Source organism: Sphingobium olei (assembly GCF_042678845.1).
Taxonomy (GTDB): Bacteria; Pseudomonadota; Alphaproteobacteria; order Sphingomonadales; family Sphingomonadaceae; genus Sphingobium; species Sphingobium olei.
The window spans coordinates 47,003-60,626 of the sequence record NZ_JBHTLS010000011.1 but is presented as its reverse complement, the minus strand read 5'-3'; the positions used below and the strand labels follow the sequence as shown (position 1 = coordinate 60,626).

General features: G+C 64.1%; 16 protein-coding genes. All 16 read right to left on the bottom strand.

All coding sequences use genetic code 11. The features are described from left to right. Positions 1 to 264 precede the first annotated feature (264 nt). On the bottom strand, positions 265 to 660 hold the full coding sequence (gene copM, locus ACFQ24_RS03565; RefSeq protein ID WP_050794225.1) for a CopM family metallochaperone: 396 nt from the start codon (positions 658 to 660) through the stop codon (positions 265 to 267). Further along, positions 647 to 961 (bottom strand): hypothetical protein, encoded by a 315-nt coding sequence (locus ACFQ24_RS03560; RefSeq protein ID WP_206379108.1) that lies wholly within the window; start codon positions 959 to 961, stop codon positions 647 to 649. The genes copM and ACFQ24_RS03560 overlap by 14 nt, the downstream gene beginning before the upstream one ends. Positions 962 to 966: 5 nt before the next feature. Continuing rightward, positions 967 to 1,317: a DUF3147 family protein gene (locus tag ACFQ24_RS03555; RefSeq protein WP_018251229.1), complete on the bottom strand. Its 351-nt coding sequence runs from the start codon at positions 1,315 to 1,317 to the stop codon at positions 967 to 969. A gap of 245 nt (positions 1,318 to 1,562) precedes the next feature. Continuing rightward, positions 1,563 to 2,171: a DedA family protein gene (locus ACFQ24_RS03550; protein WP_007406854.1), complete on the bottom strand. Its 609-nt coding sequence runs from the start codon at positions 2,169 to 2,171 to the stop codon at positions 1,563 to 1,565. Positions 2,172 to 2,183: 12 nt separating this feature from the next. Continuing rightward, positions 2,184 to 2,561, bottom strand: coding sequence for a hypothetical protein (locus ACFQ24_RS03545; protein ID WP_007406863.1), 378 nt, complete (start codon positions 2,559 to 2,561; stop codon positions 2,184 to 2,186). Positions 2,562 to 2,659: 98 nt separating this feature from the next. After that, complete coding sequence (locus ACFQ24_RS03540) at positions 2,660 to 3,115, bottom strand: MgtC/SapB family protein (protein ID WP_018251228.1); 456 nt, start codon at positions 3,113 to 3,115, stop codon at positions 2,660 to 2,662. Positions 3,116 to 3,228: 113 nt separating this feature from the next. Further along, positions 3,229 to 3,978, bottom strand: coding sequence for an HAD-IIB family hydrolase (locus tag ACFQ24_RS03535; RefSeq protein ID WP_007406852.1), 750 nt, complete (start codon positions 3,976 to 3,978; stop codon positions 3,229 to 3,231). Beyond that, on the bottom strand, positions 3,975 to 6,476 hold the full coding sequence (locus ACFQ24_RS03530) for a heavy metal translocating P-type ATPase (protein ID WP_007406838.1): 2,502 nt from the start codon (positions 6,474 to 6,476) through the stop codon (positions 3,975 to 3,977). Before ACFQ24_RS03530 ends, ACFQ24_RS03535 begins: the two co-directional genes overlap by 4 nt. Next, entirely contained in the window at positions 6,473 to 7,081 is a 609-nt protein-coding gene (locus ACFQ24_RS03525; protein WP_007406859.1) for a cation transporter, read from the bottom strand. Before ACFQ24_RS03525 ends, ACFQ24_RS03530 begins: the two co-directional genes overlap by 4 nt. Next, complete coding sequence (locus ACFQ24_RS03520) at positions 7,078 to 7,764, bottom strand: ZIP family metal transporter (RefSeq protein ID WP_007406853.1); 687 nt, start codon at positions 7,762 to 7,764, stop codon at positions 7,078 to 7,080. Before ACFQ24_RS03520 ends, ACFQ24_RS03525 begins: the two co-directional genes overlap by 4 nt. Before the next feature lie 3 nt (positions 7,765 to 7,767). Further along, complete coding sequence (locus ACFQ24_RS03515) at positions 7,768 to 8,151, bottom strand: hypothetical protein (RefSeq protein WP_007406861.1); 384 nt, start codon at positions 8,149 to 8,151, stop codon at positions 7,768 to 7,770. A 5-nt stretch (positions 8,152 to 8,156) separates the two neighbouring features. Next, the gene (locus ACFQ24_RS03510) at positions 8,157 to 9,044 is read right to left on the bottom strand and encodes a bestrophin family protein (protein ID WP_007406841.1); all 888 of its coding nucleotides are present in this window, start codon (positions 9,042 to 9,044) and stop codon (positions 8,157 to 8,159) included. Positions 9,045 to 9,075: 31 nt separating this feature from the next. Next, a complete protein-coding gene (gene fliE / locus ACFQ24_RS03505) occupies positions 9,076 to 9,417 on the bottom strand; it encodes a flagellar hook-basal body complex protein FliE (protein WP_007406845.1) in 342 nt (113 codons plus the stop codon). 45 nt (positions 9,418 to 9,462) lie between these two features. Then, positions 9,463 to 9,837 (bottom strand): hypothetical protein, encoded by a 375-nt coding sequence (locus ACFQ24_RS03500; RefSeq protein WP_007406844.1) that lies wholly within the window; start codon positions 9,835 to 9,837, stop codon positions 9,463 to 9,465. Beyond that, positions 9,834 to 10,322 carry an SRPBCC family protein gene (locus ACFQ24_RS03495; protein WP_043060768.1) on the bottom strand — a complete coding sequence of 163 codons (489 nt, stop codon included), beginning with the start codon at positions 10,320 to 10,322 and terminating at the stop codon, positions 9,834 to 9,836. The genes ACFQ24_RS03500 and ACFQ24_RS03495 overlap by 4 nt, the downstream gene beginning before the upstream one ends. Positions 10,323 to 10,375: 53 nt before the next feature. Beyond that, complete coding sequence (locus ACFQ24_RS03490; protein WP_007406862.1) at positions 10,376 to 13,621, bottom strand: efflux RND transporter permease subunit; 3,246 nt, start codon at positions 13,619 to 13,621, stop codon at positions 10,376 to 10,378. Between the last annotated feature and the right edge of the window lie 3 nt (positions 13,622 to 13,624).

The following is a 13,624-nucleotide window of genomic DNA, read 5'->3' as shown; positions in this document are numbered from 1 at the left end:
CTGGCTTCGTTGGTCCCTGGTACTGCGATGGCGCAGCACCATGGTGGCCGTCATTCCACAGGTCATGGTAGCTACGGCGGACATGGACGTGTGGTCGTGTCAAATCACGGCTATGGCTATGCGCAGCCCTATTATGGTGGCGGCTATTATGCCGACTCTCCGCGATACCAGTCTCGCCACTACGTGCGCGATCGGCACTATGATCGTCATTCCCGTCCGAGGCATTACCGCCGCCATCATTGACGGCGGTAAGGCTTCGGGCCGCTACTTGCGGGTTTCGCGCCGGGCAAGCCACGCCCGCATCTCGGCGATCTCGCGCCGCTGCGTCGCCACTACTTCGGCTGCAAGCCGGCGAACAGCGGGATCGCGCCCGTACCTCAATTCTATCTCGGCCATCGCGATCGCGCCTTCATGATGGGGGATCATCGCGCGCATGAAGTCGGCGTCGGCATCACCAGTGAAGGCCACGTCCATAGCGCCATGCATCTTGGCGTTCGCGGCCCGGTAGGCTCTGGTTGCGGGCGTGTCGGCCCGCTTTCCCGCATCAGCTCCCCGGGTCACGCTCGTACCGTGTTGAGCGTGCTGTGCGCTCGCAGCAGGTGGCGTCAGTCCAGCGGCCGTTGCGACCATCAGCGCGAGCGTGCCGTTAATTCCGATCATCACGTTCCTTCTCCAGTGTAGCATCATGTCCGCGCTGGCGTCCGGCTCTGGCCGGAGGTTGCCGGCGCGCAGCCGCATCGAGCTCGGCCACGGCCTGGGCCGCGGCCTCGCAGTCGCTGCCGGTTTCCTGGCCCCGCTCGCAGCGGGTGACAACCAGCCTCGCCTCTTCCGCGTGGAAACGGAAATAGCCAGCATCCCGTGGTTTAATCAGTCCGCATCCAGTCAGAGCGATGGTCGCGACAGCGGCAATGAGCGCGCGTTCCTTGAGGTTTGTCATTCTGTTCACCCGCTCGTTGTTCATGGAAATCACAAAGCGATGCCAAAGCGCCGGAGTGCGAGAACCATCGCGATATAGAGCAGGACGGTCAGGCAGCATCCGGCGGCCAAGGCTGGCCAAAAGCCAATTCCGTGACGCAAAAGGACTGGTATCAGTAGGAATAGCGGCAGCGAGGGGAGTACGAACCAGAAGGTCGCCTGCGCATGGGCCGCCATGTTCATCGCATCAGGCCGGTCGTGCCACAGCCATATCATGCCAAGGACCGAGACGACCGGTAGCGACGCAATCAGCGCTCCGAACCCGGGATAGCGCTTCGCCACTTCCGACGCTGCCGCGATTAGTATGCCCGAGACGATGGCCTTGACTGCAAGATAGTACATAGGATGCTTCGCTTACCTTGTGGCGGTGGATCTTGATGATGCGGCCCAGCGCCACTTCCCCCCGTTGCGACGCCATGCGCGAAACCCGATGCGGTAAAGCCTCCCGATCCACTTGATGAGAATGAACGTGGTTCCTCGCGGGACCAGGCCAAGGGCACTGGCGTAGCGCGTGACGAAGACCAGCATCGAAGCTGCCGTAAGCCAAAGTCCGGCGGGAAAAACGGGAGACGAGCCATTGACATTCATCAATGGCGATCCCCGGATCGCCCGAAGGTCGCGACCCGCCAGAGATACCAAATGACGGCCAGCAAGAGCACGGCGTTGCTGACCGGTTCGATGACGCTCGCCACCTGATTATAGCGTTCGCCCAGCTCGTAGCCGGCTAGCACGAGGATCACGGTCCATATTGCCGAGCCGGCAAGCGTGGAAAGCAGGAACGGACCGAGGGGCATTCCGCTGACCCCTGCTGGCACCGAAATCAACGTCCGGACTCCCGGGACCATTCGTCCGAACAGAACCGCCCAACGGCCATAGCGGTCGAACCAGCGATCGACATGATCGATCTCGTCCGCCGTCAACGTCAGCCATCGACCGTGGCGAGAAGCAAAGCGCTTCAACCGATCGATGCCGATCCAGCGCCCGACATAGTACCATAGGATCGCTCCTGCGGCCGATCCGAGGGTGCCAGCGATAACGACCACCCACAGCGAGCCGCGCCCCTGCGCGGCCGTGTAGCCCGCAAGGGGCAGGATCACTTCCGATGGAATCGGCGGAAAGACGTTCTCGGCCAGCATCAGCAGGAAGACGCCAAAGCCGCCGAGTGCCGATAGGATCGATGTTATGATGTCGAACACAAGACAGCCTCGTCAGATGATCCAATAGAAGATGGCGCAGAACACGAGGATGAGGGCGAGGACCGATCCTACGATCGCGTTTTCCAGTCGCGGGCACTCGACGTTCCTGATCCGCGCGGCGACCTGCCAAGCGGGGCGGATCGGACACCGCCACGACCCAGCGACAATTCGATCCAATTCCGCGTCCGACAGCCCGAAGAATGCTTTGGCTTCACGGCGCGATCGACCCGCCAGCCCCATCACACGCAGCACCACATCGTCCCATGCGACATCGATCGCGCTCGGCCGATCGATCATCGGGCCGCGCGCGTCACCGCCTGCCCAAGAGGGAGGCAGCAGGCCGATGATCTGGTGAGGATTGCGCTCCAACAGCGTCGCCCAGCGCAGCAAGCGGTGTTGGCGGTCCCGCGCCGGGATAGTCCGCGCCGGCGCCCAACGTCGGGTGAGGGCTTGCACTGGATGTGTCCATCGGCTCGCCTGAGAGGTCGTCATGGACTTGCCGGAGTACAGGCGTCGCCATTGGTAGCGCGCTTGAGCGGACGAGAACAGCGCAGGGTCAGGAAGGTGGTGCAGCTCAGGATGAAGGCGATATCGTATAGGCCGTAGCCGACGGCCGCCCCGAGCGCGCCAGTCGCCCACAGGCTGGCCGCTGTTGCCGTACCCGAGGCTTTGCTACCCTTCTTCAGGATCGCGCCGCCCCCAATGAAACCGACGCCTGTAATCAGACCTTCGAGCAACCTGGCCTGCGCCGGGGACGTGCGGCCGAGGATCGCGATGCCTACCAGCACGAAGCCGCAACTGGCGATGGCAACCAACGGGAATGTGCGGATGCCTGCGCTACGGGCGTCCTTCTCGCGATCCCAGCCAACCGGAAGGGCAAGCGCGTAGGCGACGGCGAGACTGATGATATGGGTGGTTATCTCCCACCATGAGCTTTGAAACATGCCGGCCTGCCTGTTCTACGCGATCGCTCCAAATCGGAGGTTAAAAACGAATGTTGGGCCGAGCGCCTTGAAGGCGCTCGTGATTAAGGCGAGGATCGTGAACATCTGCGAACCTACCGGTGCAGACATGCGATGATGGCGGCCACGACGGCGGCGGTTTCCGCAACGTCGCGCACCCTGACCGTGTCGAGGCCGATCTCGACGGCGGGATAGTCATTTCCACCGGGGAAGATCGCATCGCCGATGAACAACATGCCGTCGAGCGGCACGCCGCTTTCGGCGCTCAGGCGCTTCAGGCCGTAGCCTTTGTCGACCCCTGCCCTCGTCACGTCGATCGATGTCGTACCGCCAAGATTGATCGAGAGGCCCGGCAGCACTGCGCGCAAGGTCGCCTGCAATGCAGTGCGTTTTTTCCGATCCCGGTCCCATCCCTCCTTTTCCTTCAGCGGCGCCGCCTGCCCCAGCCCCGAAAAGGTAATCTGGCTGCCGCGATCCTCGATCCGCTCGCCCCATATGCGTTCATCGGCGAGGCCGGCATCGGCCAGCGCCCGGTCGAAGGCCGCGCGGATCTTCGCCTTCTCCGCATCGTCGAACAGCTCGGCATAGACCACGCACCAAGCCCCATCGATGAAGCGATAGAGCTTGGTGCCGGTGGTCGGCATCAACCAGAGGCGGTCGAGCGCTGCGTCCGCAGGCAAGCGCGACGCGACCTGCTTTTCGAATTGTGGCCAGTCCCCGCCCGAGATCACCGCCACATCGGTAACGGCGAGCAACCGGGCGATGATCGCGGCCATATCCTCCGATAACGGGCGTTTGCTCTCCGCGAGCGTGCCGTCGAGGTCGAAAGCGACCAGCCACTTCATGCCGCGTTCCCCGCCGGGTCGCGGTAGGCGAGCAGCCGGAGCGCGTTGATGACGACGAGCAGTGTCGATCCCTCATGGACCGCCACCGCTGGCCCGATGCCGAGGCCGAGGATGGTGGCAGGCACGAGGAAGGCGACGACGCCCAGGCTGACGAACACGTTCTGACGGATGATGCCGCGCGTATGACGGCTCAGGCCGACCGCGAACGGCAAGTGCGCCAGGTCGTCGGCCATCAGCGCTACGTCGGCCGTCTCGAGCGCTACGTCCGACCCCGCCGCGCCCATTGCGATGCCGACCGTGGCGCTCGCCATCGCGGGCGCGTCGTTCACGCCGTCGCCGACCATCGCGACCTTGTCCTCGCCGGCAAGCTTCTTGATTGCGGCCACCTTGTCTTCGGGCATGAGGTCGCCCCACGCCTCATCGATTCCGACATCGTTGGCGATCGCTTCGGCGACCTTCTGGTGATCGCCGGAGATCATTATCATCCGCGACACACCCATCTCGTGCAGCCGGCGCAGCGCGGTCTTGGCCGCTTCGCGGGGCGTGTCCATCAGGCCGATCGCGCCTAGGTCGCGGTCTCCCTTGCGGACGACCATCGTCGTGCGGCCGTTCTCGCGCAGCTTCGCGATCGCGTCCTGCGCCCCCTGCCCCAGCGCCGGTATGCCCTCGCCCCCAAACATCTCGGCCTTGCCGATCCACACCGTCTCGCCATCCACGCTCGCGGTGACGCCACGACCGGTCAGGCTCTTGAGGTCGCCAGCGGTGGGCAACGGGCGCCCATTCAGGCGTTCGCGGCCGTCGTTGACGATCGCTTGGGCCAGCGGGTGATCGCTCAGCGCCTCGACAGCGACGGCCAGCGACAGCAGCTCGCCTTCGTCGGTGCCGTCGACGGGCACGACATCGGTGATGCGCGGGCGCCCTTCGGTCAGCGTGCCGGTCTTGTCGAAGGCGATCGCCTTCAACGAGCCGAGGTTTTCGAGCGGCGCACCGCCCTTCACCAGCACACCGCCACGTGCCGCGCGCGCGACGCCGGACAGGACCGCGCTCGGCGTCGCGATCGCGAGCGCGCAAGGGCTCGCTGCGACCAGTACCGCCATCGCGCGATAGAAGCTGTCGCGGAACGGCTCGTCGATGACCACCCAGGCGAACAGCAGCAGCACCGACAGGATCAGGACGGCGGGCACGAAGATGCGCTCGAACCGATCGGTGAAGCGCTGCGTCGGCGACTTCTGCGTCTCCGCCTCGCTCACCATCTTCACCACCTTGGCGAGCGCGGACTCGTTGGATCGGCGCGTCACCTCGATCTCGATCGCGCCGCCGCCATTGATCGTGCCGGCAAAGACGCGGCTCTCCGCCTCGACCGCATCGGGCTTGGCGCGGGCGGCTGCCGCGTCCGCGACCGGCACCTTGTCGACCGGGATGCTCTCGCCGGTCACCGGGGCTTGGTTGATCGCGCTCGTGCCCGTGATGACGAAACCATCGGCGGGAAGGCGTTCGTTTGGTCGGACGATAGCAATATCCCCGACAACCATCTCCTCGACCGGGATTTCGCTGGTCTGCCCGTCACGTCGCACGGTCGCGGTTTCGGGCGCGAGCTTCGCCAGCGCCTCGATCGCCTTCTTGGCGCGTCCCATCGCGTAATGCTCAAGCGCATGGCCAAGGCTGAACAGGAACAGCAGCAGCGCGCCTTCGGCCCATGCGCCCAGCGCAGCGGCGCCGGCGGCAGCAACCAACATCAGCGTGTCGATCTCGAACTTCTTCAGCCGAAGATTGTCGATTGCCTCGCGCAGCGTGAAGAACCCGCCGAAGAAATAGGCTGCGATGTAGCAGGCGGTCGGCAGCCAGTCCGGTGCACCGGTGGCCAGCTTCTCGATCGCGTAGCCAATTCCCAGCAGCGCGCCGCAAGCGAGCGCAAAGATCAACTCGGTGTTGGGACCAAGAAAATCGGCATGGCTATGGTCGTGACCGTCGCCAGGACCGTGTTTCTCCTCGCCCGCCCCGTGCCCACCGGGACCATGGTCATGGCCGGCATGGTCGTCGGCGGCGACCCGCTTGCCCACCCGGACCTTCAACTTGCGAAGCGCCGAACGCACCTCCTCTTCGGTGGTCTCGCGGCGGTCATATTCAACCCGGACAGACCCACTGGTACTGGCACTCGCCTGCACCACGCCCGGCAGCGCGCATAGCGCGTCACTGACGGTGCGCGCCCGACGCTCGTGGCTGATCCCCGTCACCTGCCAGATCGCATGGCCGTAGCGTTCGGTGATTTCGGCGCCCGCGGCGCGCACCATCTCGCGCAAGCGCGGCAGCGGCAGCTTGGCAGCGTCGAAATGGATGCACAGGGCCGCCGGCGTGTCGCCGTCGAGGCAGATCACATGCGCCCGCTCGACGCCTTCGCGCTTTGACAGGGTTGATACGAGACGGTCCAGGCAAGCGTCGGCCGCGTCAGGAAGGTCCGGCAACAATACTGGAATATCGAGTTCGAGCTTGTCGTTCATGACGACCTCCTTTCGCTTTTCTTGGTTTCGGCGCGCGCGTCGCGCAGGATTTCGACACCGCCCTTGATGGCGATGATGGCGGTAGCGAAGCCGACCAGAAGGTCCGGCCAGTTGGTGCCCAGCCACAGCACCAGCACGCCCGCGATCAGGATGCCGCCATTGGAAATGAAGTCATTGAAGCTGAAGGTGGTGGCGGCCCGTAGGTTAACGTCCGGATCCTTGAGCCGCTGGAGCAGCCGCAGGCAGAGGTAGTTTACGACGCCGGCGATCGCCGACATGACCATCATGGTCGGTCCGATCGGCTCGCTCCCCTGCACATAGCGTCGCCCGACATCGATCAGGATGCCGCCCGCAAAGATCAGCAGCATTACCCCCGATGCGATCGCGGCGCGCGTCTTCCACGTCTTACCGTGGGTCAGCGCGACGAGGCTGAGAGCGTAAACGGCGGTGTCGGACAGATTGTCGACGCCGTTGGCGATGAGCGCACTTGAATCGGCGAACGCGCCGGATACGAAAAAGCCCGCTGCGATTGCTGCGTTCAGCAGCAGCACGATCCAGAGCGTGCGACGCTCCTGCGTGCCCGCGTTGTCGTTGCTCGCATTCATCCCATGATCTCCTCGAGCGTCAGGAGGGCGAGGAACCCTACGAAGAACATCGAGCTGATGAGCGGGGTGTCAGGCTTCTCGTGCGCCTCAACCAGCAGCTCTTCCGTGACGAGGTAGAGCAGCGCCATCAGCCCAAAGCTCAGGAAGCCAGCGACCATTACCGGCGAGAGCGTGGCGACAGGAACGGCAGCGAGCGCGCCGATCGGCAGCAGCAGCGCCAAGGCCGAGACGATCACGATGATGCGCAGGCGCGAGCGATAGGTTTCCGCCAGCTCGTTGGTCAGTGTCAGACCCAGGAAGAGCACTTCGAGTGTCAGCGCGATCGTCAGCAGAAATCCCGCCTTCTCGCCCGCGACGAACGCAAGGCCGAGCACCAGGCCATCGACCAGGATGTCGATGCCGATCGCGGCGAGCAGCGCCATCGGCCCCTTGAAGCGGGCCTCGAAAGCCTTGAGACCCAGCATCGTTACGACGCCCGCCGCCCCGCCGATCAACGTCGCGCTGGGCGAAGCCTCATGCTTGACCTGCGGCAGGATTTCAGTCGCTGCCGCCGCGAACACGACGCCGGCAGCAAGATGCTGTAGCCCCGCCACGAGGCCAGGATTTAACTTTGTGCGGCTCGCGATGATCGCGCCGATTACGACCGCCAGCACAGGCGCAAGCGTGTAAAGCAGTGCCTGCATATCCTATGATCCCTCCGGGGTTCGGTGACAGACGTGGATTTTCCCGCGCCGCATGAAGGCGATCGCCCCGCCCGCCACGACCGCCCGTGACTGGTTGCCGCGAAATTCATCACCGGTTCGCTGGGCGCGCAGGATCTCGGTCCTGCCCTTCGGCAGCCAGGTGACGGCCATCTTCAGGCCGTCGTCGATGAAGTCGACATCGGCGCGGGTGCCGTCGTCGCAATACATGATGCGCTGCGCGATCAGCCTTGGCGTCACACGCTTGTCATGAGCCGGTTCGACAGGTTCGCTCGGAGCCGGGTTGCACGCCCCTACAATCACGCCGGTGACGAGAACGGCGCCAACGCGCGCGATCGTGAGCCCGGGCAGATGCAGCAAGGCGCGCATGCCCATCACCACAGCACCCCGTGATCAGGTGTCAGCGGCTCGGGGGCCGGAAGTCCCGCGGTTTGGAGAAGGTCGATCTCGATCGTGCGGCACATGGCCGTGAGCGGGACATCGTGGACGCTATTGGCGAACGGATCGGTCAGATCCTCGCCGATGCTCAGCACCGCGAGGAAGACGAGTCCGATCAGCGTCGATCCGATCGGCGTGGCAAGGCCCAGGGATTCGACCAGCGCGATCGGGAGCAGCACGCAGAACACACGCGTGAAGAGGTTCGGGAAGAACCGAAAGCCATTGGGCAGCGGCGTGTTCTTGATCCGCTCCATGCCGCCCTGCGCATTGGCGATGTCGATCAGGACGCGCTCCACAGTTGCCTGCTGGATCTCGGTGATCCGACCTTCCGCGAGCGCGTCAGCGTAAATGCCCGATATGTCCTCCAAGAGCGCATTGGCAGGGTTCAGGCGAGTGACCGCCATATCGGCGACCTCCGTTCCGGCGACCCGGGCAATTTCTTCATAGGGCGACTGTCGGCGAAGCTGGCAGCGCATCGAGTGCGCAAAGGCGATCTGCCTCAGGATGATGTGGTGCCGTATCTCACTGCCCTCGGGTTCCCCCTTGGTCAGGCTGCGCGTGATCCGGGCCAGACTGCGCGAGGAATTGATGAGCGCGCCCCAAAGAGTTCGCGCTTCCCACCAGCGTGCATAAGCGGCGTTGGTCCGAAACCCCATGAAGAGCGCGATGGCAGTGCCGAACAGCGCCGTCGGCAAAGGCGGTTCCTTGATCGGGGTCATCATGTGGAATGCCGTCACCGCCACGTCCCACACGAACAGGATCGTGAGGGGCTTCCAAACCTCGACAATAATCTGCGTAAATCGTGGCCTTGTGCCGACAATCATACCAATACCGCCTTAGTTATCTCCGCGATCGTCATCCGATCGGCATGTTCATGATGTCTCGATATGCAGACAGCAGCTTGTTCCGGACTTGCAGCGTCGCCTCGAACGTAATGGATGCACGGCTCTGGATGAGCGCGACGGTCGCAATGTCGGTGGTTTCGCCCCGTTCATATGCTTCGGTGACGACATCCTCCTGCTCCTGGGTCTCGTTGACCTTCGCCACCACGGCATTGAGGGTGTCGGCAAAGGTTGAGGCTGGAGCGGTCGGCGTCACGCCGGGCGGTGCCGTCGGCTGCGCCTCGCGCAAGGCGCGGCTTCGCGCGATCACTTCGGCGCGAATGGCCATCACATTCGAGATCGACGTGTCAGACATCGTTTCTCTCCCGTTGCAGTGCGACGTGTCGGAAGACAGGACGGTTCATCGGGTGCCCTCCCGTTCGCAGGTCCGCGTGCGGCCTTCGCCTTCCACGATGGTGAGCTGCGACCCCTTGAAGGTCGCGGTGGCTGTCTCGCCGACATATTGGAGGCCCTGCGCTGGCGCGGTCAGCGTCATGGGCACGGCGCTGCTGGAGCGCCGCAAATCGATCTGCAGGCCGTTGTCCTTGTAGTCGACGAACAGCGGTTCCCCGTCGGAACAGCGATAGGGATGGCGCCCCATTTCCCCGGTCGCCACGGCGCTGTCGGACGAATGGATTTGCTGCTCCGTTGGCGGGGCTGGCGGCTTGCTTTCCGTGCAAGCCGCCAGCCCGATAACGAGGATGAGGGCGGGCAGAACCCGCTTCAACGGCGTCATCGCGCCTTCCTCCTGTACCGGGAGGGGACGCGCTGACGATTGATCCCACGGGCAGGCTGACCCACCCGCCAGCGCAGATAGGTTGCGAGGCGATCGTCAGCCTCGATCATCAGGGACCGCAGGCGACGCAACATCATCGCCGCGAACGGCAAAGACAGCGCCCCGCGCAGCGTGCAGCTATGTGTTAGCCTGGTGCCACCGTCGTCCCCTGCCAGCTCGTACCGCTCTTCGAGCGTGAACAGATAAGGGATGCCGCAGGACCAAGCGAAGGCGTGCGGCTTATCGAATCGATCAATCCGTGCTGGCGTCCGAATTGGTCGGGTGATGCCCTGGATCGCGAAGGTACATTCCGTCTCGCCAAGCTGGCACGGGTTGTCGAGGAATACGAGCGGACTCCAAGCCCGACGATGATCCGGATCGGTGATCGCCGACCAGATCCGCAGTGGCCCGCCGTGAAGCATTGAGCTGGTTATGGTGCGAGGCATATCCCCATCTCCCAGAGATGAGCGGGGCGATCGCGGATCGCCCCGCTCACCCTTCAGGCCAAGTCGTTCACGAAGGTCTGACCGTGGTCGTCCCCTTCATGCTCCTCATTGTAGTGCTCGGGCTTCTCGATCACTTTCTGCCCGAACCGGGCGTAGAGCGTCGGCAGCACGAACAGCGTCAGCAGCGTTGCCGAGATCAGGCCGCCGATGACGACGGTCGCCAATGGCTTCTGCACCTCCGCGCCCGCGCCTTCGCCAAGCGCCATCGGCACGAAGCCGAGGCTGGCGACGAGCGCGGTCATGACGACGGGCCGCAGACGCTGCATTGCGCCGACATGGGCCGCCTCTTCGCGCGATAGCCCCGACCGGATCAGGTCCTGGATCGAGCTGACCATCACGAGGCCGTTGAGGACCGCGATGCCCGACAAGGCGATGAAGCCAACCGCCGCCGAGATCGAGAAGTCCATGCCCCGCAGGAACAGCAGCAGAACGCCGCCCACCAGCGCGAAGGGCACGCCGGTGAAGACGATCGCGGCATCGCGGACCGATCCCAATGCCCCGTAGAGGAGCAACAGGATCAGGATGAAGCAGGCCGGAATGACCAGCTTCAGACGTTCGCTTGCCGATTGCAGGTTCTCGAACTGGCCGCCCCATTCGAGATAGGCACCAGCGGGCAGCCGAACCTGGCTACCGATCGCCGCCTGCGCGTCCGCAACGACACTGCCGACGTCGCGACCGCGCACATTGGCTTGCACCACCACGCGACGCTTCCCGTTCTCGCGGCTGATCTGGTTGGGACCATCGACCACCTTGATGTCGGCGACGCTCGAAAGCGGCACATAGCCACCCCCCGCCAACGGCACCTGCACCTGTTCGAGAAGGCCGATGTCCGCCCGTTGCGCTTCAGAGAGCCGTATCACGACCGGAAAGCGCCGATCGCCCTCGAAGATCTGGCCCGAGGTGCGCCCGCCGATTGTCGCGGTGACGATGTCCTGCACATCTTGGGCAGTGACGCCCAGACGCGCCATTGCGTCGCGATTGACGCGAATGTCGAGCATGGGCAGGCCCGTCGTTTGCTCGACCTTCACGTCCGCTGCGCCCTGCGTCTTGCGCAGCACCGCAGCAACCTGCTCGGCCGTCCGGTTCATTTGTGTGAAGTCGTCGCCGAATACCTTCACCGCGATATCGCCGCGAACGCCGGCGATCAGCTCGTTGAAGCGCATCTGGATGGGCTGGGTGATCTCATAGGCATTGCCCGGGAACTTCGCGAGATTACCCTCGATCCGACTTACCAGCTCCTCCTTGGGAAGGTCGGGGTTCGGCCAGTCCTTCCGCGGCTTCAGGATGACGAACATGTCGGTCGCGTTCGGCGGCATCGGGTCGGCCGCCAGCTCGGCGGTGCCCGTCTTTGAATAGACGAACGCCACCTCCGGTTGCTTCGACATCATCCTCTCGATCGGCACCTGCATCGCCTGACTCTGCTGGACCGACGTTGCCGGGATGCGGAGCGACTGGATGAGCAGATCGCCTTCATCGAGCTGCGGCAGGAACACCGAGCCGAGCGTGGTGAAGGCAAGCGCCGCCACCACAAGGCTGCCGACACCCGCCCCGATCGTCAGGGTCGGGCGCTTCATCGCCCGGTCGAGACCGGGTTCGTAGCGCTTCTTCAGCCATGTGATGATGCGGCCGTCCTTCTCCTCCACCTTTTTGGACAGCCAGATCGCGATCATGGCGGGGACGAAGGTGAGCGACAGGATGAAGGCGAAGCCGAGCGCGATGATGACGGTGAGCGCCATCGGCACGAACGTCTTGCCCTCCACGCCGGTCAGCGTGAGTAGCGGCACGTAGACGAGGATGATGATCGCCTGTCCGTAGACCGAGGGCCGGATCATCTCGCGCGCGGCGGCTGCCACGGTCGCGAGCCTTTCCTTGACGCTCAGCAATCGGCCTTCATGATGCTGTTGCTCGGCAAGCCTTCGCAGCGCGTTTTCAACGATGATGACGGCGCCGTCGACGATCAGACCGAAGTCCAAAGCCCCAAGGCTCATCAGATTGGCCGAGACCCCAGCGCGCAGCATACCAAAGCCTGTCAGCATCATGGTGATCGGGATGACCAACGCCGCGATCAGGGCCGCACGGAAGTTGCCGAGCAGCAGGAAGAGCACGACGATGACCAGCACCGCGCCTTCGGACAGGTTTTTCGCGACCGTCTTGATCGTCGAATTGACCAGCTCGGTGCGGTTCAGCACCGGCTGAATTACGACGTCAGGAGGCAGCGAAGCGTTGATCGTCTTCAGTTTCTCAGCGACCGCGGTCGACACGATGCGGCTGTTCTCGCCGATCCGCATGATCGCCGTGCCGACGACGACTTCGGTACCGTTCTCCGATGCCGAACCCATGCGGATCGCCTGACCCGTCTTCACAGTCGCAACTTGTTCTACCGTGATCGGCACGCCGTTACGTGTCGCGATCACGGTCCTGGCCAACTCGCTGGCATTGCGAACGAGCGCATCCGAGCGAACAGCCAGACCTTCGCCATTGCGATTGACGAAGCCACCGCCGACGCTGGTGTTATTGCGCTCCAGCGCATTTCCCAGGTCCGTCAGCGTGATGCCGAGCGAGGCCAGCTTCTGCACGTCGGGCACGACGAGGAACTGCTTGGCGTAACCGCCAATCGAGTCGACACCGGCGAGGCCCGGTGTGGTCTTCAGAAGCGGCGTCACGATCCAGTCCTGCGCGGTGCGCAGGTAGGTCGCCTTGTCCTCTTCGGTCGTCAGTCGCTCGCCCTCTGGCGTGATGTAGCTGCCATCGGGCTGTTGGCCCGGTTCACCGGGCTTGTGCTTGTCGTCCTCGCGATGATCGAGACGAACGGTGTACATGTACACCTCGCCCAGGCCTGTCGCGATCGGACCCATTTCAGGGTTCACGCCGTCGGGCAGATTCTCTTGCACGCCCCGCAGACGCTCGCCCACCTGCTGGCGGGCGAAATAGATGTCCGTCGCGTCCGAAAAGACCGCCGTGATCTGCGCGAAGCCGTTGCGGCTCAACGAGCGCGTATATTCCAGGCCGGGGGTGCCGGCGAGCGCGGTTTCGATTGGAAACGACACCTGCTTCTCGACCAGCTCGGGCGAGAGGGCAGGCGCGCGGACGTTGATCTGGACCTGATTGTTGGTGATGTCCGGCACCGCGTCGATCGGTAGCCGGTAGAGGGAAAAGGCGCCGATGGCGGCGACGATGACGGTGAGGAGCAGGACTAGCCAGCGCTTCTCGACCGCCCAGGTTACGATACGGGCGATCATGGC

Coding starts and splice junctions, on each gene's coding strand:
- ACFQ24_RS03535 (WP_007406852.1), bottom strand. CDS start 3,978: ATGAAGTGGCTGGTCGCTTTCGACCTCGACGGCACGCTCGCGGAGAGC.
- ACFQ24_RS03555 (WP_018251229.1), bottom strand. CDS start 1,317: ATGTACTATCTTGCAGTCAAGGCCATCGTCTCGGGCATACTAATCGCG.
- ACFQ24_RS03490 (WP_007406862.1), bottom strand. CDS start 13,621: ATGATCGCCCGTATCGTAACCTGGGCGGTCGAGAAGCGCTGGCTAGTC.
- copM (WP_050794225.1), bottom strand. CDS start 660: ATGATCGGAATTAACGGCACGCTCGCGCTGATGGTCGCAACGGCCGCT.
- ACFQ24_RS03510 (WP_007406841.1), bottom strand. CDS start 9,044: ATGATTGTCGGCACAAGGCCACGATTTACGCAGATTATTGTCGAGGTT.
- ACFQ24_RS03530 (WP_007406838.1), bottom strand. CDS start 6,476: ATGAACGACAAGCTCGAACTCGATATTCCAGTATTGTTGCCGGACCTT.
- ACFQ24_RS03540 (WP_018251228.1), bottom strand. CDS start 3,115: ATGTTTCAAAGCTCATGGTGGGAGATAACCACCCATATCATCAGTCTC.
- fliE (WP_007406845.1), bottom strand. CDS start 9,417: ATGTCTGACACGTCGATCTCGAATGTGATGGCCATTCGCGCCGAAGTG.
- ACFQ24_RS03495 (WP_043060768.1), bottom strand. CDS start 10,322: ATGCCTCGCACCATAACCAGCTCAATGCTTCACGGCGGGCCACTGCGG.
- ACFQ24_RS03520 (WP_007406853.1), bottom strand. CDS start 7,764: ATGCAGGCACTGCTTTACACGCTTGCGCCTGTGCTGGCGGTCGTAATC.
- ACFQ24_RS03500 (WP_007406844.1), bottom strand. CDS start 9,837: ATGACGCCGTTGAAGCGGGTTCTGCCCGCCCTCATCCTCGTTATCGGG.
- ACFQ24_RS03560 (WP_206379108.1), bottom strand. CDS start 961: ATGAACAACGAGCGGGTGAACAGAATGACAAACCTCAAGGAACGCGCG.
- ACFQ24_RS03525 (WP_007406859.1), bottom strand. CDS start 7,081: ATGAATGCGAGCAACGACAACGCGGGCACGCAGGAGCGTCGCACGCTC.
- ACFQ24_RS03515 (WP_007406861.1), bottom strand. CDS start 8,151: ATGCGCGCCTTGCTGCATCTGCCCGGGCTCACGATCGCGCGCGTTGGC.